Annotated in this window: 14 protein-coding genes; 6 read left to right on the forward strand and 8 right to left on the reverse strand. The window is 75.1% G+C overall.

Features of this window, described 5'->3' with window-relative positions; translation table 11 throughout:
• Positions 1-24: 24 nt before the first annotated feature.
• Entirely contained in the window at positions 25-675 is a 651-nt protein-coding gene (locus AMK13_RS33025; RefSeq protein WP_075983691.1) for a CatB-related O-acetyltransferase, read from the reverse strand.
• A 281-nt stretch (positions 676-956) separates the two neighbouring features.
• Between AMK13_RS33025 and AMK13_RS33030 the strand changes: the two genes are divergently transcribed.
• From AMK13_RS33030 to AMK13_RS41405, 3 genes are all read left to right on the forward strand, one after another.
• On the forward strand, positions 957-4,076 hold the full coding sequence (locus AMK13_RS33030; RefSeq protein ID WP_074005345.1) for a phosphocholine-specific phospholipase C: 3,120 nt from the start codon (positions 957-959) through the stop codon (positions 4,074-4,076).
• Between the two features lie 126 nt (positions 4,077-4,202).
• Positions 4,203-5,537, forward strand: a complete 1,335-nt coding sequence (locus AMK13_RS46125) for a M14 family zinc carboxypeptidase (RefSeq protein WP_074005346.1) — start codon at positions 4,203-4,205, stop codon at positions 5,535-5,537.
• Positions 5,538-5,748: 211 nt separating this feature from the next.
• Positions 5,749-6,792 (forward strand): hypothetical protein, encoded by a 1,044-nt coding sequence (locus AMK13_RS41405; protein ID WP_079272716.1) that lies wholly within the window; start codon positions 5,749-5,751, stop codon positions 6,790-6,792.
• A 63-nt stretch (positions 6,793-6,855) separates the two neighbouring features.
• Here the strand turns inward: AMK13_RS41405 and AMK13_RS33045 are convergent, their stop codons facing one another.
• From AMK13_RS33045 to AMK13_RS33075, 7 genes are all read right to left on the reverse strand, one after another.
• Positions 6,856-9,075 carry an MMPL family transporter gene (locus AMK13_RS33045; RefSeq protein WP_074005347.1) on the reverse strand — a complete coding sequence of 740 codons (2,220 nt, stop codon included), beginning with the start codon at positions 9,073-9,075 and terminating at the stop codon, positions 6,856-6,858.
• Positions 9,076-9,316: 241 nt separating this feature from the next.
• Positions 9,317-11,305 (reverse strand): hypothetical protein, encoded by a 1,989-nt coding sequence (locus AMK13_RS33050; protein ID WP_074005348.1) that lies wholly within the window; start codon positions 11,303-11,305, stop codon positions 9,317-9,319.
• Between the two features lie 144 nt (positions 11,306-11,449).
• Complete coding sequence (locus tag AMK13_RS33055) at positions 11,450-12,469, reverse strand: TIGR03571 family LLM class oxidoreductase (RefSeq protein ID WP_074005349.1); 1,020 nt, start codon at positions 12,467-12,469, stop codon at positions 11,450-11,452.
• Positions 12,470-12,540: 71 nt separating this feature from the next.
• Positions 12,541-13,377: an aldo/keto reductase gene (locus tag AMK13_RS33060; protein ID WP_074005350.1), complete on the reverse strand. Its 837-nt coding sequence runs from the start codon at positions 13,375-13,377 to the stop codon at positions 12,541-12,543.
• 50 nt (positions 13,378-13,427) lie between these two features.
• Complete coding sequence (locus tag AMK13_RS33065) at positions 13,428-13,862, reverse strand: GlcG/HbpS family heme-binding protein (RefSeq protein ID WP_074005351.1); 435 nt, start codon at positions 13,860-13,862, stop codon at positions 13,428-13,430.
• A gap of 73 nt (positions 13,863-13,935) precedes the next feature.
• Positions 13,936-15,138 (reverse strand): MFS transporter, encoded by a 1,203-nt coding sequence (locus AMK13_RS33070; RefSeq protein ID WP_074005352.1) that lies wholly within the window; start codon positions 15,136-15,138, stop codon positions 13,936-13,938.
• Positions 15,139-15,351: 213 nt separating this feature from the next.
• A complete protein-coding gene (locus AMK13_RS33075; RefSeq protein WP_049659084.1) occupies positions 15,352-15,819 on the reverse strand; it encodes a MarR family winged helix-turn-helix transcriptional regulator in 468 nt (155 codons plus the stop codon).
• A gap of 327 nt (positions 15,820-16,146) precedes the next feature.
• On the opposite strand from AMK13_RS33075, the gene AMK13_RS33080 reads away from it, so the two are divergent.
• The 3 genes from AMK13_RS33080 to AMK13_RS46130 all read left to right on the forward strand — a co-directional run bounded on the left by AMK13_RS33080 (position 16,147) and on the right by AMK13_RS46130 (position 20,210).
• Complete coding sequence (locus AMK13_RS33080; protein WP_049659083.1) at positions 16,147-16,737, forward strand: lytic polysaccharide monooxygenase; 591 nt, start codon at positions 16,147-16,149, stop codon at positions 16,735-16,737.
• Between the two features lie 227 nt (positions 16,738-16,964).
• Positions 16,965-18,062 (forward strand): baeRF3 domain-containing protein, encoded by a 1,098-nt coding sequence (locus AMK13_RS33085; RefSeq protein ID WP_074005353.1) that lies wholly within the window; start codon positions 16,965-16,967, stop codon positions 18,060-18,062.
• Between the two features lie 204 nt (positions 18,063-18,266).
• Positions 18,267-20,210, forward strand: a complete 1,944-nt coding sequence (locus AMK13_RS46130; protein WP_074005354.1) for a glycerophosphodiester phosphodiesterase — start codon at positions 18,267-18,269, stop codon at positions 20,208-20,210.
• Positions 20,211-20,277: the final 67 nt, after the last annotated feature.

Raw genomic sequence — 20,277 nt, forward strand, 5'->3', positions numbered from 1 at the left:
GCGGGCCCGGCACCGTACGCGGGATCAGGCGCCGGCTGCACCGGGGGCGGCGGCCGCCAGCTCGTCGACGGTGCCGGACATGACGGTGCGCAGGTGGCGGGTGAGGTGCTCGGCGGGCCAGTGCCACCAGGCGAGGTCCAGCAGGCGGGCGATGTCGGCCTCGTCGTACCGCAGCCGGATCACCTTGGCCGGGTTGCCGCCGGCGACGGCGTAGTCGGGGATGTCGGAGGTGACGACGGATCCGGCGGCGACGACGGCGCCGTGGCCGATGCGCACCCCGGGCATGACGGTGACGCGGTAGCCGAGCCACACGTCGTGGCCGACGACGGTGTCGCCGCGCCCGGGCAGGCCGGTGATCAGGTCGAGGTGCTCGGCCCAGGAGCCGCCCATGATGGGGAAGGGGAAGGTGGAGGGCCCGTCCATCCGGTGGTTGGCGCCGTTCATGACGAACCGCACCCCGGTGGCGAAGGCGCAGAACCTCCCGATGACGAGCTTCTCCGGCCCGTAGTGGTAGAGCACGTTGCGGGTCTGGAAGGCCGTCGGGTCGTCCGGGTCGTCGTAGTACGAGTACTCGCCGACCTCGATCAGCGGCGAGGTGAGCAGCGGCTTGAGGAGCACCACCCGGGGCTGTTCGGGGAAGGGGTGCAGCACGGTCGGGTCGGGCACGGCGGGGATCACCAGGGGGCACCGCTCTCGTGGTGACGGGACATCAGGGGTTCCATGATCCATCGGATGGTGCGGCGGTCCGGCGGGTTTTCCCCGCACCGGCCGTCTTCCTTGATCAAATGACGTCAAGTTGTCTGTACAGCTCGGAGCCTCCTGACGGTCATCGGCCGGTCATCGGACACCACGGCCGCGTCCACCTCGGTCTCGTACACATAACGGGTCCGGTCCGAACCGCGCGGCCGGCCCCCGTACCGAAGACCCGCGGTCCGTCAGCAAGGAGCCCCACCCCCATGAGTCCGAAGCCCGAACTGTCGCGCCGCAGCGTCCTCGGCGGCGCGGCGGCGGCCGCGGTGCTGTCCGCCCTCCCCATCAGCGTCCAGCAGGCCCTCGCCGCACCGGCCCGGCCCGGACGGCTGGCGGACATCCAGCACGTCGTGGTGTTCATGCAGGAGAACCGCGCCTTCGACCACTACTTCGGCACCCTGGCGGGCGTGCGCGGCTTCGGCGACCGCACCGCCGTACGCGGCGTCGACGGCCGCTCGGTGTTCCACCAGCCCGACCCCGGCCGCAAGGAGGGCTACCTGCTGCCCTTCGCGATGAACGCCGCCCACACCAGCGCCTACCAGCAGGGCGCGCCGTCCTTCGGCTACGGCGACTCGATGAGCGCCTGGAACGACGGGCGCGCCGACGGCTCCGTCACCCGCCGCTCCTCCGGCTGGCTCGGCCAGGGCTACTACGAGCCCGCCGACATGCCCTTCTACCACGCCCTCGCCTCGGTGTTCACGGTCTGCGACGCCTACTACTCCTCGACGCAGTGCAACACCAACACCAACCGCGACCACGCGATGACCGGCACCAGTGGCGGCACCGTGCGGGACACCCCGGTGACCGACAACACCGAGATCCCCGGCGGCTACGAGTGGACCACCTACGCCGAGCGCCTGGAGAAGGCCGGCGTCAGCTGGAGGACCTACCAGGCCCTCGACAACTTCGACGACAACGCCCTCGCCTGGTTCACCCCCTTCGTCAAGGCCAAGCCCGGCGAGCCGCTGTACGAGCGCGGCATGCGCGCCGTCGGCGACCCGGCCAAGGCGAAGGACCCGTTCGCCATGGGCGACGCCCTCGTCGAGGCCTTCACCGCCGACGTCCAGGCCGACCGCCTCCCGCAGGTCTCCTGGATCGTCGCCCCCGCCGCCCTGTCCGAGCACGCCAACTACGCGCCGCCGAACGGCGAACACCTCACCGCCCGGCTGCTCTCCGCGCTCGCCGCCAAGCCCGAGGTGTTCCAGAAGACCGTCTTCATCCTCAACTACGACGAGCACGGCGGCTTCTTCGACCACCAGCTGCCGCCCGTCCCGCCGCTGGCCGACGGCCGCGGCAAGTCCAACGTCCCGGTCGACGGCGAGGTCGTCGTCCGCGTCGCCAAGGGCGGCTCCACCTACCACCGGGTGGTGGGCCAGGACGGGAAGTACCGGGTCAAGGCCGCCGACGGCACCCTCGACTGGTCCGCCACCCTCCCCGCCGGCGAGACCCTGGTCTCCGGCCCCTACCCGATGGGCCTGGGCGTCCGGGTGCCGATGGTCGTCGTCTCCCCGTGGACCCGCGGCGGCGTCGTCGACTCCACCGTCTACGACCACACCTCCGTCCTGCGCTTCCTGGAACAGCGCTTCGGCGTCCAGGAACCCAACATCAGCCCCTGGCGGCGCGCCGTCTGCGGCGACCTCACCAACGTCTTCGACTTCTCCGGCCGCAACCCCGCCTGGCCGCAGCTGCCCGACACCAGCGGCAACCGCCGCAAGGTCGACGACACCGGCAAGCTCCCCGCCCCCACCGTGCCCAGCCCGCAGACCTTCCCCCGGCAGCAGCGCGGCACCCGCTCCTCCCGCCCCGCCCCCTACAACCTGCTGGTCAAGCCCCGCCTCAAGGGCGACGAACTCACCCTCGACTTCGTCAACCAGGGCCGCCAGGGCGCCGTCTTCGCCGTCTACCCCGCCCCCGGCGAGGCCCCCAAGCACTACACCGTCGCCGCCAGGAGCCGCCTGTCCGACGTCTGGAAGGTCGGCCCGGCCGGCTACGACCTGCGCGTCCACGGCCCCGACGGCGCCCTGTGGCACCTGCGCGGCGACACCGCCTCCGGCTACGAGGTCTCCCTCTCCGAGGAGGGCGGCGGCAAGGTCCTGGAGGTCGACGTCATCAACCGCTCGCGCACCGCCCAGACCTTCCTCGTCGGCGACCTCGCCTACGGCGACGGCCTGCGCGAGGTCCGGGTCGCGGCCGGCGACGACCGCACCGTCAACCTCAAGGTCGGCCCCGAGGGCTGGTACGACGTCGCCGTCGCCGTCCAGGGCGACCTCGCCTTCCGCCGCCGCATCGCCGGCCGCTTCCCCTGGGACGACCGCACCGTCACCGACCCCGCCCTCGGCCTGGCCGACCCCCTCACCGTCGACCTCGCCCTCGGCGCCGCCTCCACCACCATCGACGAACCCGTCCTGCTGCCCGGCCGCCCCGCCACCGTCACCGCCACCCTCACCGCCACCACCGCCCTCACCCGCCTGGAGACCCAGCCGCTGCTCCCGCCCGGCTGGACGGCCACCACCGTTACCGCCGCACCCGACAAGCTCGCCGCCGGCGCCACCGCCACCGCCGTCTGGCAGGTCACCCCGCCCGCCCAACTGCCCGCCGGCGCCACCCACCGCCTGCTGGTCACCGCCCGTGCCCAGGCCGACGGCCGCCTCGCCCTCGCCGACGGCGAACTCGCCGCCCGCCCCGCCCCGGCGATGACCGGCCACCTCCTCGACGAGGACTTCGAATCCCTCGCCGGCGCCCTCAAGCCGGAGTCCGGCCTGCTCGGCTGGACCGCCCAGGCCCCCAAGGGCTGGACGGTGGTCAACGCCCCCGCCATGCCCCAGGGCACCGTCCGCCTCCAGGGCTGGACCTTCCACACCAAGCGCGAATGGGCCGCCCTCGGCGCCCAGGACCGCGGCAACTTCACCCGCGCCCTGGGCGTCGTCGCCGTCGCCGACCCCGACGACTGGGACGACACCGGCTCGCCCTCCCGCAAGGGCGTCTTCGACTCCACCCTGGTCTCGCCCGCCGTCGCCATCCCGGCCGGCACCGACACCCTCCACCTCGCCTTCGACTCCCACTACCGCCAGGAGGCCCCGCAGAAGGCCTCCGTCACCGCCGTCTTCGACAACGGCACCGAGACCCGCCTGCTCGCCTACAGCTCCGACGCCACCGGCAACGACAACGCCGGCAAGGACGTCCAGAACACCCGGATCACCCGCAGCCTCGCCGTCCCCGCCGGAGCCCGCTCGGTGACCCTCAGGTTCCGCATGTACGACGCCGGCAACAACTGGTACTGGGCCGTCGACCACATCCGCCTCGACACCCGCCCCGTCACCGACTGACCCCGCCGGCCCCTCCAGCCCTACCGGGCCCGCCCGAGCCACCGCGCCCGGGCGGGCCCGACCCGTACCGGCGGCCCCGCGTGCCAGGTAGAACTACTGCCACGACCACAGGGGAGGAAACCGAAGGTGACCGACACGACGACCCCGGCCGGCCGGGCCGCCAAGCTCCACGACCGCTACCCGAGCCTCGACGAACTCACCGCCACCGCCCACCAGTTGGCCGCCCACCGGCCCGACCGCTGCCGGGTGCGCACCGTCGGCACCTCCCGCGCCGGACGCCCCCTGACCCTGCTGACCGTCGGCCCCGCCCCGCACGGAACCGGCCGCGCCCCGCACAACCTCCTCGTCGTCGCCGGCGCCCACGCCGACGAGTTCGCCGCCCGCGCCGCCGTCGACGACCTCGCCCACCACGCCCTCACGGCCCAACGCCCCGACCTCGCCTGGCACTTCCTGCTCTGCCTCGACCCCGACGGCGCCCACCTCGCCGACGGCAGCCGCCACGCCCGCACCCTGCCCGACTACTTCGACCACTACTACCGCCCCGCCGCCGAGGAACAGCCCGAATGGGCCCCCGCCGCCGGCGCCGACCTCCCCGAGAGCCGCACCCTCCTCGACCTCATCGACGAACTGCGCCCCACCCTCCAGTTCTCCCTCCACAGCACCGATGTCGGCGGCACCTTCGTCCAGGCCACCAGCGACCCCGCCGCCCTCGCCCACCCCTTCGCCCGCTCCGCCGCCCACCACGGCATCCCCGTCGAGACCGGCAACTTCGACACCTTCCGCCTGCACGAATCCGGCCCCGGCGTCTACCTCATGACCCCCCACCACATCGACCGGCAGGAGACCACCACCGGCGTCCTCACCCCCCACCACGGCGCCGACGAAGCCCGCGCCGGCACCTGGTTCGCCCCCCAGCGCCACGGCGGCCAGACCGTCCTCGTCGAAGTCCCCGCCTTCACCAGCGCCCACCTCGGCGACAACCGCCCCGCCACCGCCGTCCGCCTGTACCTGCGCACCTGCGCCGACCGCCTGCGCCACCGCGGCACACTCCTCACCGCACTCCTCGACGCCGCCCTGCCCTACGTGCGAAACCCCGACACCCCCCTGCTGCGCGCCGCCCGCACCCCGCTCACCGCCCTGCACCAACTCGCCGACGCATGGGACCCGGACGGCCACGGACAGGAGCTCCTGCAGACCCCGATCACCCGCGCCCGCCTCACCGGCATCGACCTGTGGGCCCACCGCGTCCCGGTCCGCGCCGCCGCCCTGCTGCGCCGCGCCGTCCGCGTCGCCGGCGCCCCCGCCGCACCCCAGGCCGCCCGCCTCGACCACCTGCTGCGCGACTGGTGCGCCCAGTACCAGCGGACCTTCCAGCCCGTCTGGCTCCCCGTCGCCCGCCAGGCCGCCCACCAGGCCGCCACCGTCCGCGCCGCCGTCGCCCTGCGCCACCCGGAGCGGTAGGGGCTGTCCCCGGAGCCGGCCGCAGGGCCGTTCGCCGCCCCGGGGAAACCCGAACGGACGTGCCCGGCGGCGCGTGACCGGGGGACGCCGCCCATCACCCGAACGGGGGAATCAGGTCGGCCGCGAGGTGGCGGCGAGGACCCGGACGGGAGACTCGGCGCGAACTCCCCTGCTCCGCAGGGGCTTTGACGTGCGCGGAAGGAAGTGCGTGATGAACAGGACCCGTCTCGTCCTCGCGGGGGTGCTCGCGACAGGCACCGTGGTGGCGGGGCTGCCCTCGGCTTCGGCGGACAGTGCCCCGACGGTGAAGATCGTGGCCTCGGACTGGTCGAAGGGCGGGTGGATCGCGAAGGCGACCTGCCCGAGCGGCTACGGCCTGGTCGGCGGCGGCCAGGACGCCCGCCTCGACACCAACGGCTTCGGCGCGCTCAGCGACGGCGTCGAGGCCAACGCCCCCGACCCGAACAGCGCCAACACCTGGACGGTCCAGGCCAAGACCGGATCGGTCCGCGCCATCGCCATGTGCGCCAAGGACGCACCCGTGCCCACCGTCGTCGCCTCCGACTGGTCCCAGGACCACTGGATCGCCAAGGCGACCTGCCCCGCGGGCAAGCACCTGATCGGCGGCGGCCAGGACGCCCGCCTGCAGACCATGGTCACCGGCGACGTCGACGACGACGTCGAACTCAACGCCCCCGACGCGAACACCCCCGACACCTGGTCCGTCCAGGCCAAGAAGGGCCAGGCGCGCGCCATGGCCCTGTGCGCCACCGGAGCCCCCGCGGCGAAGGTCGTCGTCTCCGACTGGTCCAAGGACGGGTGGATCGCGAAGGCCACCTGCCCGAGCGGCTACGGCCTGGTCGGCGGCGGCCAGGACGCCCGCCTCGACACCAACGGCTTCGGCGCGCTCAGCGACGGCGTCGAGGCCAACGCCCCCGACCCGAACAGCGCCAACACCTGGATGGTCCAGGCCAAGAGCGGACCCGTGCGCTCCTTCGCCATGTGCGTCACCGGAGCGCCCGTGCCCACCGTCGTCGCCTCCGACTGGTCCCCGGACGGCCGACAGGTCCGCGCCGCCTGCCCCCAGGGCACCCAGCTCGCCGGCGGCGGCCAGGACGCCCGCCTGCGGACCACGGCCACCGGCGACGTCGACGACGACGTCGAACTCAACGCCCCCGACCCCCAGAACCCCAACACCTGGACGGTCCGCGCCCACAGCGGCCAGAGCCGCGCCCTGGCCATGTGCACCCCCTGACCGTCTCCAGACCGTCGGCCCGCCCGCGGCCCCGGGTGACCGGGGCCGCCGGCAAGGCGCCGCCTAGGAGTTCACGCCCTCGGTGTCGATGTGCGGCAGCACCCGGTCCAGGAACCGCGGCGTCCACCAGGCCGCCGAGCCCAGCAGCGTCATCACCGCCGGGACCAGCAGCAGCCGCACCACCGTCGCGTCCACCAGCACGCTCACCGCCAGGCCCAGCCCCATCATCTTGATGACGACGTTGTCGCTGACGACGAACGCGGCGAACACGCTCACCATGATCAGCGCCGCGCAGGTGATCACCCGCGCGGTGATCTCCAGCGCGTGCGCCACCGCGTCCCGGCTGTGCCCGGTGCGCAGCCAGGCCTCGTGCACCCGGGAGAGCAGGAAGATCTCGTAGTCCATGCTCAGCCCGAAGACGATCGCGAACATCATCATCGGCACGTAGCTCTCGATCGGGACCTTCCCCGCCACCCCCAGCGCCGGCCCGCCCCAGCCCCACTGGAACACCGCCACCACCACCCCGTACGAGGCCGCGATCGACAGCAGGTTGAGCACCGCCGCCTTGACCGCGACCAGCACGCCGCGGAAGACCAGCAGGATGATCAGGAAGGCCAGCCCGACCACCACCGCGATGATCGGCACCAGCCGGCTCGACACGATGTCCAGGAAGTCGACCTGCGCCGCGGTGTTGCCGGTCACGTACGTCCGCGCGCCGCTGCCGGCCACCGCGCCGGGCAGCACCGTGTCCGCCAGCCGGTTCACCAGGTCGGTGGTGGCCCGGTCCTGCGGGGCGCCCGCCGGGACGACGGTGGCGAACAGCACCGCCCCGTCCGGGCTGGTCTGCAGAGGGGTGCTGCTCGCGGCGCCGGGCAGGCCGGTGAGCGCCCGCTGCACCGAGGCCTGCACCCCCGCCCGCGCGTCGGCGGGCACCGCGCCCTGGTCGACCACCACCGTCAGCGGCGCGTTCGAACCCGGCCCGAAGGCCTGGGACATCAGGTCGTAGGCCCGCCGGTCGGTGAAGTCCGTGGAGTCCGCGCCGTCGCCGATGTGGCCCAGCTGGATGGAGAACAGCGGGACGGACAGCACCGCCAGCACCACCACCCCGGCCACCAGGTACCACCACGGCCGCGCCTCCACCCGCCGGGCGTAGCGGTGCCACGCCCCGTCCTGCCCGTCCCCGCCCGCCTCGGCGACCGGACGGCGCACCGCGAACCGGTCCATCCGGCGCCCGATCAGCCCCATCAGCGCCGGCAGCAGGGTCAGCGCCCCCAGCACCGCCGACACCACCGTGACGGCCGCCGCCGCCCCCAGCTTGGCGATGAAGGAGATCCCCGACACCGACAGCCCGGACAGCGCGATGACCACCGTGCAGCCGGAGACCAGCACCGCCCGCCCACTGGTGGCCACCGCCTGCCCGGCCGAGGCCACCGGGTCCACCCCGTCCATCAGGTTCTGCCGGTGACGGGTCAGCAGGAACAGCGCGTAGTCGATCCCCACCCCGATGCCGATCATCGTCGCCAGCGTCGGCGCCACGGTCGCGAACGTCGACAGCGCCGCCACCAGCCCCAGCACCCCCAGCCCGACCACCACCGCGACCAGCGCCGTCAGCAGCGGCAGCCCCGCCGCGATCGCACTGCCGAACCCCACCAGCAGCACCACCACCGCCACCGCGAAACCGATCACCTCACTGGACCGGTCGTCCGCCGCCGGCCGGGCCAGCTCGCCCAGCGGCCCCCCGTACTCCACCTGCACCCCGGCCGCCCGCAGCGGCGCCACCGCCGCGTCCACCCCCGGCAGGTAGTCCTTGCCCAGCAGCGTCGGATTGGTGTCGAACCGCACGGTCAGGTACCCGGTCAGCCCGTCGGCGGACAGCGGCCCGCCCGGCACCGGGCCCTGCCCCGGCGGCGGCAGCGGACTCTGCACCGACAGCACGTGCGGCAGCTGCTGCAGCGCCGCCACCGCCCCGGCGATCTGCGGCTGGAAGCCCGTCAGCTGCGCCGCGTCGTGCAGCACCACCTGGGAACTGGTGCCCGCCGCGGCCGGCTCGTGCGCCTGCAGCACGCTCCGGCCCTGCTGCGCCTGGGTGCCGGGCAGCGAGAAGTCGTCCGAGTAGGAGCCGCCGACGGCCCGGTTGGCGGCCTGGACGCCGGCCAGGGCGACGAGCCACAGCAGGACGACGGTCAGCCAGTGGCGCGCGCACCACTCGCCCAGGCGGCGCAGCGCCGAGCGCCGGGCCGGTGGCGCGGCGGCCGAGGGGGCGGGGCGGGCGGACGGCGGCATGGAAGGCTCCCGGGTCTCCTGCACGGCGGTGCGCCGATTCGGCGCAGTGTCCCCGACGGCCCGCGGCCCGCCACCGGTACCGGCGGGTAGTCGCCCCTACGGCCCCGGGGGCCCGACGGCTCCGACGGTCCGATGGTCCCGCGACCTGCGGCCCCAACCCGACGCCCCCGACGCCCCCGACGGCTCCGGCGGCACCGGCCCGTAGGCCCGCGCCGCCGCACAAGGGACGGCCGGCCCCCGGTCAGGGCCGGGTGGCGGCCCCGCCGAGCCCCGGGGCCGGCACGGGCGCGGCGGCGCCGACCAGGACGACGAGTTCGTGGCCGCCGGGGTTGGTCTGCAGGGGCAGGGTGCGCCAGTTGTTGGCGAGCCAGACGTTGCCGGACGGGTCGATCTGCAGGCCGGTGTTGCGTTCCAGCCCGTCGCTCGGGTAGCCGGTGTCGGGCGGGGACAGTGGCTGGCCGGTGGTGAAGCCGGGCGGGCAGGCGGTGAGGTCGACGCCGCACAGCCGGGCGACGCGGTGGCCGCCGAAGTTGGCGATCCAGACGGTGTCCTCGCCGTCGACGGCGACGCCCCAGGGCAGGAACAGGCCGCCGCTGGTGAAGGGTTCGGGGGCCGGGGTGCCGTCGGAGCGGATCAGGGTGACGGAGGCGCCCGGGCGCGGGCCCGCGTCGCCCGCGACGGCGGCGTCCGCGAGGTCCCCGGCGGTGGTGTCGCCGCAGGGCACCGGCAGGATGCCGCTGTTGGCGACCCAGGCGTTGCCCCGGCTGTCGGTGGCGATGCCGAGCGGGCGGCGCAGCCCGCCGCCGGTCACCGCCCGTTCCAGGGTGCCGTCGGGGCCCAGGACCTGCACGCTGTCGCTGCCGTTGCCGCTGACCCACAGCCGCCCCGCCGGGTCGACGGCGGCGCCGAAGGGCTTGTGCAGCGCGGGGGTGGGGACCTCCCGGGCGCGGGTGGCGTCGCCGTCGGGGACGCGGGTCACGCTGTCCGCGCCGCAGCCGGCCGCCCATACGGTGCCGGAGCGGTCGGCGGCCAGGCCCTGGGGCTGGACGATGCCGTCGGCGCGCCAGCCCTCGGGCGGGGAGAGCGGGGTGCCGTCCGGGGCGAACTGCGAGAGGCTGCGCTCCAGCGGGGCCGGGTCGATCGGGCAACCATGGCCCTGGAAGCCGAAGTTGGCGACCCAGGCGGAGCCCCGGGCGTCGACGGTGACGCCGAACCCGGCGCCGTACAGGCCGCCGCCCCGGTAGGGGGCGCCGGGGGCGTCCCGGCCGTCCGGGGTGAACTTCAGGACGGTGTCGCCGCCGCAGACCGGCACGGTGGGGTCGGCGCCGTAGCGGTAGTTGTTGCTGACCCAGGCGTTGCCGTCGGCGTCGAAGGCGATGTTGCCGGGGCCGTCGAGCTCGTGGCCGTTGCCGTCGTAGCGCAGGGCCACGGTCCAGGCCTCGGGGGCGGCGGGCAGGGCGGGCCGGTAGCGGGGGGCGGTGGCGGCGAGGGCGAACAGCTCGGCGGCGTTGTGGCCCGGGTCGTGGGCGATGTCCACGGCGGCCCGCAGGGTGTCGCGGGGCCGCTCCCGGCCGGGGCGCCGGGCCAGGTCGAGCAGCCGGTCGCAGGAGTCGCCGCCGGCGCCGTCGACGCAGGCGGCGAGCAGGTTGGCGAGGGTGTTGAACTCGGCCAGGGTCGAGGTGAGCGCGCCGTTGGGCGGGGCGGCGAGCGGGGCGGCGATGCCGCCGGTGCCGGTGTCGGCCAGGTTGTGGGCGACGGCGGCGGCGTTGCGCAGCCCGGGGTCGGGGCCGGCCACGCCGTCGGGGCCGGTGAAGCGGGCCAGGGCGTAGGCGACGGCCACGGTGGTGCGCTCGTTGACGACGAGTTCGGGCGGCGCCCCGGCCCCGCTCAGGACGGCGGCGAGCACCGCCGGCCCGCCGGCGCCGCGCGCGCCCCCGGGCCCGGGCAGGCCGGCCAGCACGTACAGCACGGCGCGCGGGTCCTCGGGGCGGCGGTAGTCCAGGACGAAGCGCCCGTCCCGCGCGCTGCGGGTGCGGGCCAGCACCCGGGGCGCGGCGCCCGCGCCGTCCCCGGCCTGGTAGAGCGTCACCTCGGCGCCGCCCAGCGGGGTGTCGCCGCTGCGCACCACCCCGCACTGGCCGGTCGGGGCGGGTGCCGTGGCGTGGGAGGGTCCGGCGGCGAGCTGGGCCAGGAGGGCGGCGGTCAGCAGGACGCCGCGGCGTCGGCGCATGGGGGCTCCGTTTCGGCGGTAGGGGGACGAACGGCGGTTCGTCCCCCTACCTGCCACACCGGCCGGCCGCCCGGGCGCATCCGGCCACGGGACGCGGCGGAAATTGCCCGGTACGGGCGAGCCGGCGCGGGGCCCGTCCCCGGCTCAGCCGCGCCGGCCGGCCGCCGCGGCGGAGGGGACGGCGGCGGGGGCGGCGAAGCGGGGCAGGACCTCCTCGGCGAGCTCCTGGAGCAGCTCGTCGACGGGGCGGTCGTTGGGGCGCAGGTTGAAGGAGACGTGGGCGACGCCGAGTTCGGCCATCAGCTCCAGGTGCTCGATCAGGGCGGTGCGCCCGGTGCTGAGGCCGAGCCGGATGGGGCGCGGCGCGGCGGCCGGGTCCTCGGCGAGGGTGAGGACCATCGGCGTCAGGTAGGGCTTGTCGCCGGCGAGGTCGCGCCACTGGCGCAGCCGCGTGCGCAGCGCGTCCGGGTCGCGGGGGTAGTTGAGGGAGGCGTCGGCGTGCTCGGCGATCCACTCGGGGCTCTGCTGGGCGCCGCCGGCGACGGCGATCGGGATGCCCCCGGGGTGGACGGGCCGGGGCAGGACCTCCAGCTGCTGCTCGGCGCCGAGGCCGGCGGCGGGCAGTTCCAGCGGGCCGGGGCGCCAGGCGGCGCGCAGGGTCTCGACGCCGGTGCGGAAGGCGGCGCCGCGGCCGTGGAAGTCGCGGTCGAACAGCGGGTACTCGACGGGGCGGTCGCCGCTGGCGAGGCCGAGCAGCAGGCGCCCGCCGGAGAGCACGTCGACGGTGGCGGCGGCCTTGGCGACGAGCAGCGGTTCGCGCAGCGGCAGGACGACCGCGCCGGTGGCGAGGACCGCGTCGCGGGTGAGGGCGGCGAGGTGGCCGAGGTGGGTGAAGGTCTCGAAGACGCTGCCGGCGTCGCCGAACCGGACGGGGTCGTAGAGCGGGACGTCGCGCACCCACAGGGCGGCGAAGCCGAGGCGGTCGGCGAGGGCGGCGAGGCGGGCGTGCCCGGCGAGGTCGGGGACGCCGAAGGGGCGGCCGGCCGCGCGGTCGGCCCGGCCGCGGTCCTGGCCCCAGTCGTTGTCCAGGGGCAGTTCCAGGCCGATGGTCAGCCGGCCGTCGGCGGGGGCCAGTCGGGCGAGTGCGGGGTGGGACGGGGCCATGGCGGGTCCTTCACAAAAGATCCCGTCCCGGGCGGCGGTGCGACCGCCCGGGACGGGAGAGTGGGGCGGGGTCAGCTCGCGTTGAACTGGTCCGGGTGCGGGCCGGTGCGCAGGTCGCGGTCGCCGGCGGCGATCGCGGCCATGTCCTGCTCGGTCAGCTCGAAGTCGAAGACGTCGAGGTTCTGCCGGATGCGGGCCGGGGTGACGGACTTGGGGATGACGATGTTGCCGAGCTGCAGGTGCCAGCGCAGGACGACCTGGGCGGGGGACTTGCCGGTGCGCTCGGCGATCGCGGTGATCGCCGGGTCGTCCAGGACGGCGCCCTGGGCGAGCGGGCTCCAGGCCTCGGTGGCGATGCCGTGCTCGGCGTGGAAGGCGCGCAGCTCGGCCTGCTGGAGGCCGGGGTGCAGCTCGACCTGGTTGACGGCGGGCACCAGCGCGCTGGTGTCCAGCAGGCGCTGGAGGTGGGCGGGCTGGAAGTTGGACACGCCGGCGGCGCGGACGCGGCCCTCCTCGACGAGGCGCTCCAGGGCGCGCCAGGTGTCGAGGTAGAGGTCGCGGGCCGGGGTGGGCCAGTGGATGAGGTAGAGGTCGACGTGGTCCAGGCCGAGCTTGGCGAGGCTGGCGTCGAAGGCGCGCAGGGTGGCGTCGTAGCCCTGGTCGGCGTTCCACAGCTTGGTGGTGACGAACAGGTCCTCGCGGGCCACGCCGGAGGCGGCCAGGGCGCGGCCGACGCCGGTCTCGTTGCCGTAGATGGCGGCGGTGTCGATGCTGCGGTAGCCGGCCTCCAGGGCGGCGGCGACGGCGGCGGTGGTCTGGTCGTCGGGGACCTGGAAGACGCCGAAGCCGAGCTGGGGGATCTCGACGCCGTTGTTCAGCTTCACGGTGGGGACGGTGGGGGTGGTCATGTGCTGGTCTCCTTCGGAGGGTGTGGTCGGTGGGGTGGGGCGGAGGGTGCTCACCGGGCGAGCTGGGCGAGCCGGTCGAGGGCGGCGGCGGCGAAGGAGTGGTCCTGCGCGGGGGCGCCGCCGCCGACGCCGAGGGCGCCGACCAGCCGGCCGTCGCGGTGGACGGGGATGCCGCCGGCGATGAACAGCAGCGGGCGGTCCAGCGCGGTGGGCAGGGTGTGGAACGGCCCGTCGGGCTTGACCAGGTCGACCAGGTCGGCGGTGGGGGCGTTCAGCTGGAGGGCGGTGTAGGCCTTGCGGGTGCTGGTCTCGCCGGAGATCAGCACGGCGCGGTCGTCGCGGCGGAAGGCGAGCAGGTGGCCGCCGGCGTCCAGGACGGTGACGCTGACCGGCACGCCCGCGGCCTCGGCGGCGCTGCGGGCCGCGTCGACCAGGAGCTCGGCGTCGGCGGTGGTCATCGGGGCGACTGCGGTGGTGGTGCTCATGGTGGTGCTTCTCCCGGGGTGGGGTGGGTTCCGGTCGGGGCGGTGGCCGGTGGTGTGCCGGTGGTGTCGATGGTCAGTGCTGCAGGGCCGCGTGGCGGGGAGCCGCGCTCGTGGCGGCGGCCTCCCGGGTGCGGTCGCGGCGCTCCAGGGCGGCGGACCAGAAGGCCAGCAGCAGGGCGGCCGCGGCGAGGACGGCGCCGACCCAGTTCGGGGCGGTGTAGCCGAGGCCGACGCTGATCACCATGCCGCCGAGCCAGGCGGCCAGCGCGTTGCCGAGGTTGAAGGCGCCGATGTTGACGGCGGAGGCCAGGGTGGGGGCGCCGTGGGCCTGGTCCAGGACCCGCTTCTGCAGCGGGGGGACGGTGGCGAAGCCGAGGGCGCCGACCAGCAGGACGGTGACGGCGGCGGCGACCTTGTTGTGGGCGGTGAGGGTGAACAGGGCGAGCACCACGGCGAGGCCGCCGAGGGTGGTGTAGAGCATCGGCATCAGCTTGCGGTCGGCGTAGCGCCCGCCGAGCAGGTTGCCGAGGAACATGCCGACGCCGAACAGGACCAGCAGCCAGGTGACGGAGCCGTCGGCGTAGCCGGCGACGTTGGTCATCATCGGGGCGATGTAGGTGATCGCGGCGAAGACCCCGCCGAAGCCGAGCACGGTCATCGCCATGGCGAGCAGCACCTGGGGGTTGCGGAAGGCGGTCAGCTCGCGGCGCAGGTGGGCGCCCTCGGCGCGGGGCATGGCGGGGACGAGCTTGGCGATGCCGAGCAGGCCGACCACGCCGAGCGCGGCGACGCCGGCGAAGGTGGTGCGCCAGCCGACGGCCTGGCCGATGTAGGTGCCCAGCGGGACGCCGACGATGTTGGCGACGGTCAGCCCGGTGAACATGGTGGCGATGGCGCCGGCCTTCTTCTGCGGGGCGACGAGGTCGGCGGCGACGACGGAGCCGATGCCGAAGAAGGCGCCGTGGGCGAGGGAGGTCACGATGCGCCCGGCGAGCATCACGGGGAAGGACGGGGCGAACGCGGAGAGCAGGTTGCCGGCCACGAACAGGCCCATCAGCAGCATGAGCATGGTCTTGCGGCTGATCCTGGTGCCGAGGACGGTCATCAGCGGCGCGCCGATGACGACGCCGAGGGCGTAGCCGGTGACCAGCAGGCCCGCGTTGGGGATGGAGACGCCGTAGTCGCCGGCGATCTGGGGCAGGAGTCCCATGATCACGAACTCGGTGGTCCCGATCCCGAATGCGCCGATGGCCAGGGCGATGAGAGCGAGAGGCATGGGCCCGAACCCTTCTGTGATTGCTTGAGCTAGCGCCTTGCGTGCCCTAACAATAGTTGCAGACGCGCGATAAGTGCAAACGCGGATAGGTGGCACGCGCCATAGGGTCGGGGTCGGGAGGCCGGAAACGCGGCCGGGCCCGGCCCGTCCGGACCGCGTGTGCGGTTCGGACGGGCCGGGCCCGGGGGAGTGGCGGCGCGGGGCCGGCCGGGGTCAGCGGGTGGGCGCGGCGGCGTCCACGGCCTCGACCGCCTGGACCAGCGAGGCCAGCGCGGGGGTGCGGGCGGCCTCGTCGAGCGCCTCGCGCAGCGCGGCGTCGTTGGTCGGCCGGGCCTGCTCCAGGAGCCTCAGGCCGTCCTCGCTCACGTTGGTGTAGATGCCGCGGCGGTCGGTCGGACACAGGTAGCGCGACAGCAGCCCGCGGTCCTCCAGCCGGGTGACCAGGCGGGTGGTGGCGCTCTGGCTGAGCACGACCGCGTCGGCGACCTGCTTCATCTGCAGGTGCCCGCCCTCGTCGTCGTGCTGGCGGCTGAGCACGTCGAGCAGCGAGTACTCGCGCACGCTCAGGTCGTGCTTCGCCTGCAGGGCGCGTTCGATGTGGGACTCGATCCTGCCGTGCAGGAGGGACAGGGCGCCCCAGCCGTTGGCGAGCGCGGTGAGCGCGGGGTCCGTGGCGGTCATGGGCCCCTCCTTCCGGGTATGGCTGGGTCCAGGATAAGCCATGAACAGAAATATCGGCCAGAGCTTGTATAGCGCTTGTGCAAATAATCTCCCCCGCGATTCGGGAGCGGGTGGGGCCGCGGGATGCAGGTCGGAGCCCAGTCATCACGCGGCTTTGGCGCAAATGGTTCAGACCATTGACGCGGAGGGAAGGCAGATCCTACGGTGTCGGGCAACCGGTCTGGCGCGGGCATGCCATGTCTCGGGCAGACCGCCGTGCGCACCCCCACGCGCACGCGCACGCCCCGCGCCGGGCGCACACTCCATCCACCCCCACGGAGGAGCACCATGCGCAAGCGCCACCTGATCGCCGCCGCCGCGGCCGCGATCGCCCTGCCGATCGCGGCGGCCCTGCCGGCCCAGTCGCACGGCTTCATCAACCTGCCGCCGAGCCGCTCCGCGCTCTGCGGGGCCAACGCCGTCCCGTGGGACTGCGGCGACATCCAGTGGGAGCCGCAGAGCGTCGAGGGCCCCAAGGGCTTCCCGACCCGCGGCCCGGCGGACGGCACCATCTGCGCCGGCGCGGACGCCCGCTGGGCCCCGCTGGACAACCCCCGGGGCGGCAGCTGGCCCACCACCAAGGTGACGGCGGGCCAGCAGCTCACCTTCACCTGGGAGATCGAGGCCCGGCACTCCACCAGCAGCTTCAGGTACTTCCTGACCAAGCCCGGCTACGACGCCAGCCAGCCGATCACCCGGGCCTCCCTGGATCTGACCCCGTTCCTGACCGTCCCCTACAACGGCCGCCAGCCCGCCGCCACCACCACCCACACCGCGACCCTGCCCACCGGCCGCACCGGCCACCAGGTGGTCGTCGCCGTCTGGGACGTCGCCGACACCGGCAACGCCTTCTACTCCTGCACCGACGTCCAGTTCTGACCGCTCCCCGCCCGCCCCGACGGCCCCGGCCGTCGCGTGCCCGCCGACGCCGCCGCCCGAACCCGGACGGCGCCGGCGGGCCGCCCGCCCCCCGTGCTGAAGGCCCCTCCCCGTCCGTGCTCGCGCGCCGCAGAAGCCGCAAATAGGTACATTGGCGACATTTGGCAGCAGTGCCAAGGCTCCGCGCGTCCACGCAAGAAGGCCGACCGCCTTCGGAAAGGGTCTCCATGCGCCCCGACCTCAGCCCCGCCGTCCTCGCCGAGCTGCGCCGGCCGCGGCCCTACCCGGCGGTGTCGATCCTGATGCCCACCCACCGCCGCGAGCCGGACAACACCCAGGACCCGGTCCGGCTGCGCAACCTGCTGGCCGAGGCGAAGGAACGCGTCCAGGCCGACCCGGAGGTCTCCCGCGCCGACCGGATCGACGTGCTGGAGCAGCTCGACCGGGCCCTGACGGAGGTCGACCTGGTGCACGCCGAGGACGGCCTGGCGCTCTTCGCCGCGCCTGGCGAGCACCAGGTCTGGTCACTCGGGCGCACCGCCCCCGCCCGGGTGGTCCTGTCCGACACCTTCCTCACCCGCAACCTGGTCGCCTCGCACGCCGCCGAGCGCCCGCACTGGGTGCTCGCGGTGGCCGCCGACAAGGTGGTGCTGTGGGGCGGCACCGAGGAGCGGGTCACCGAGGACAAGGACCACGGCTTCCCGCTGACGCGCGTCTTCGACAACCCCGACCCCGAGCGGCAGGAGCAGATCGGCGACACCCCCAGCACCTTCCGCGACGAGGCGACCAAGACCTTCCTGCGCCAGGCCGACACCGAGGTCGGCAGGCTGCTGGCCGCCGCGCCCCGCCCGCTGTACGTGGTCGGCGAGGCCGCCGCGCTCGCCCTGCTGGACGCCGTCGGCCCGATCGCCAAGGAGGCCGCCGCCCAGCTGCCGCACGGCGGTCTGGCCCAGGCCGACGCCGAGACCGTCCGCAAGGTGGTCGAGCCCGCCGTGCGCGCCCACGCCGACCAGGAGGTCGCCGAGCACCTCGCCCAGCTCGACAAGGCCCGCGGCGCCCAGCAGTTCGCGGCCGGCCTGGACGAGGTCTGGCAGGCCGTCGGCCAGGGCCGGATCGCCCGCCTGGTGGTCGAGGAGAACTTCCGCGCCACCGTCCGCGACGACGGCGAGCACCTCGTGCCTGCCGAGGCCGGCGAGAGCGGGGCCCGCGAGGACATCGTCGACGAGGTGATCGAGCGCGCCCTGGACACCGGCGGAAAGGTCGGCTTCGTCCCCGACGACACCCTCGCCGACGCCGGCCGGATCGCCGCCGTCCTGCGCTACTGACCCGCCCCCCGACCCACCCCGCAGCCGCCCCGACGGGCGGCTGCGGCGCACCCGGCCCGCCGCGCGTCCGCCGCGCTCGTACGGAAACGAACCGGCCAGCCGGCGCACGGAATCCGCCATCTTCGCGCACCGCACGTGCAACGGCCACGAACGGTTCCCGGAATCGTGGCGCCCGGTTCGGCAATCGCCCCTAACCTGCGGCGCATGACACAGAGTCACCGCCCCCGCTCGGCCCGCCGCACCGGCCTGCTCGCCGCCGCCGTCGCCGCCTCGCTCGGCCTCACCGCCGTCGCCCTGAACGTCCCCAGCGCCGTCTCCGCCGAAGCCGCCCCCGCGGCCGCCGCGGCCGGCGCCGCCCCGGCCCCCGGCGAGGTCGTCCTCGACGAGCACTTCTCCGGCCCCGCCCTGCCGGCCGGCTTCACCGCCGTCGAGGGCGACTGGAAGGTCGAGGGCGGCCGCCTGGTCGGCACCTCCGCCAACTCCGGGCAGCAGAGCCGGATCACCTTCGGCCGCCACCTGGACGACTTCCGCATCGAGGCCACCGCCCGCTTCGAGAGCGTCCAGGACAACGCCCGCTGGACCGCCCTCGGCCTGGACGTCCCCGCGTCCGGCGTCACCCCCTGGTCGATCGCCACCATGCGCACCGGCACCACCGCCGCCAACGGCCTGGAATTCGCCCAGCGCACCCCCGCCAACGTCTGGAACGTCACCAACACCGCCGCGGCCCCCACCGCCGCCGGCACCGGCCGCGACGTGCGCATCGCCGTCGAGGTCCACGGCACCACCGCCCTCTGGATATTCGACGGCAAGGAGGCCCTGCGCACCACCCAGGTCGCCCGCAGCGCCGACGGCGGCCAGGCCCTGGTGGTCAACGGCTCCACCGTCTCCTTCGACGACCTCAAGGTCACCGCGCTCGCCCCCGGCGGCTGGCTGCGCCCGGCCGGCGCGCCGCTGACCGTCTTCGCCCACCGCGGCGCCTCCTCCGCCGCCCCCGAGAACACCCTGCTCTCCGACGAGATCGCCCGCCGCGGCGGCGCCGAGTGGATCGAGAACGACGTCCAGCCCAGCAAGGACGGCGTCCCCTACGTCCTGCACGACGACACCGTCGACCGCACCACCAACGGCAAGGGCCGCATCCGCGACCTGACCGCCGCCCAGATCGACTCCCTGGACGCCGGCTCCTGGTTCGGCCCCGCCTACGCCGGCGCCCGCGTCCCCACCCTGGCCGCCCAGCTGGAGGACCTGCGCACCCGCGGCGGCAACCTGCTGCTGGAGATCAAGGGCCAGCACAGCCGCGACGAGGTCGCCCGGATCGTCAAGGAGGTCCGCGACCACGGCATGACCGGCCGGGTCTTCGTCCAGAGCTTCGAGGTCGACGCCCTGCGCTACACCCGCGAGCTGGCCCCCGAGCTGCCGCTCGGACTGCTGCGCGGCGACTTCGACGCCGACCCGGTGGCGGTCGCCAGGGACCTCGGCCTGTCCGCCTACAACCCGTCCGACGCCGGCCTCGCCGCGCGCCCGAACGTGGTGAAGGACCTGCACGCGGCCGGCGTCGCGGTCAACGTCTGGACGGTCGACTCGGCCGCCCGCTGGAAGGCCCTGGACGCCGCCGGCGTCGACGGCGTCATCACCAACCGCCCGGCGGAGCTCGCCGGTTGGAACAGCGCCTGGCTCCAGGGCGGCGCCCCCGTCCGGCCCGCCGCGCCCACCGTGGCGATCACCTCCCCGGCCGCCGGCGCCACCCTGGACCGCGCCGCGCGGCCGGTGACCGCCGTCCAGTCCACCGGCGCCGACACCGTCCGCCTCACCCTGGACGGCAAGGAGCTGGCGCCCGGCACCGCCCTGGACGCCACCGCCCTCCCGCTCGGCGGGCACACCCTGCGCGCCGAGGCCACCGGCCCCGGCGGCCGCGCCGAGACCACCACCGCGTTCACCGTCGCCGCCACCCCCACCGGCCTGGCCGCCCTGGTGCTCACCTCCGGCGCCGACCGCAACGCCGTCGCCACCCTGACCACGATGCTCGGCCAGGGCCAGTACCAGCCGCTCGCCGCCTGGGCCGAGGACCAGGCCGGCCGCGGCGTCGTCGCCGACCGGGCCGGCCTGATCGCCGCCGACGCCCGCGCCCTGGACACCGCCCCGCGCGGCTGACCGGCGCCCCGGCCCCGTATCGCCCCGGCCCCGCAGCGCCCCCGTCGGCGGTGCGGGGCCGCGGCGT

It is taken from the genome of Streptomyces sp. CB02056, from assembly GCF_001905545.1.
GTDB lineage: Bacteria > Actinomycetota > Actinomycetes > Streptomycetales > Streptomycetaceae > Kitasatospora.

Coding starts and splice junctions, on each gene's coding strand:
- AMK13_RS33030 (WP_074005345.1), top strand. CDS start 957: ATGAGTCCGAAGCCCGAACTGTCGCGCCGCAGCGTCCTCGGCGGCGCG.
- AMK13_RS41405 (WP_079272716.1), top strand. CDS start 5,749: ATGAACAGGACCCGTCTCGTCCTCGCGGGGGTGCTCGCGACAGGCACC.
- AMK13_RS33045 (WP_074005347.1), bottom strand. CDS start 9,075: ATGCCGCCGTCCGCCCGCCCCGCCCCCTCGGCCGCCGCGCCACCGGCC.
- AMK13_RS33050 (WP_074005348.1), bottom strand. CDS start 11,305: ATGCGCCGACGCCGCGGCGTCCTGCTGACCGCCGCCCTCCTGGCCCAG.
- AMK13_RS33055 (WP_074005349.1), bottom strand. CDS start 12,469: ATGGCCCCGTCCCACCCCGCACTCGCCCGACTGGCCCCCGCCGACGGC.
- AMK13_RS33060 (WP_074005350.1), bottom strand. CDS start 13,377: ATGACCACCCCCACCGTCCCCACCGTGAAGCTGAACAACGGCGTCGAG.
- AMK13_RS33065 (WP_074005351.1), bottom strand. CDS start 13,862: ATGAGCACCACCACCGCAGTCGCCCCGATGACCACCGCCGACGCCGAG.
- AMK13_RS33070 (WP_074005352.1), bottom strand. CDS start 15,138: ATGCCTCTCGCTCTCATCGCCCTGGCCATCGGCGCATTCGGGATCGGG.
- AMK13_RS33075 (WP_049659084.1), bottom strand. CDS start 15,819: ATGACCGCCACGGACCCCGCGCTCACCGCGCTCGCCAACGGCTGGGGC.
- AMK13_RS33080 (WP_049659083.1), top strand. CDS start 16,147: ATGCGCAAGCGCCACCTGATCGCCGCCGCCGCGGCCGCGATCGCCCTG.
- AMK13_RS33085 (WP_074005353.1), top strand. CDS start 16,965: ATGCGCCCCGACCTCAGCCCCGCCGTCCTCGCCGAGCTGCGCCGGCCG.
- AMK13_RS46130 (WP_074005354.1), top strand. CDS start 18,267: ATGACACAGAGTCACCGCCCCCGCTCGGCCCGCCGCACCGGCCTGCTC.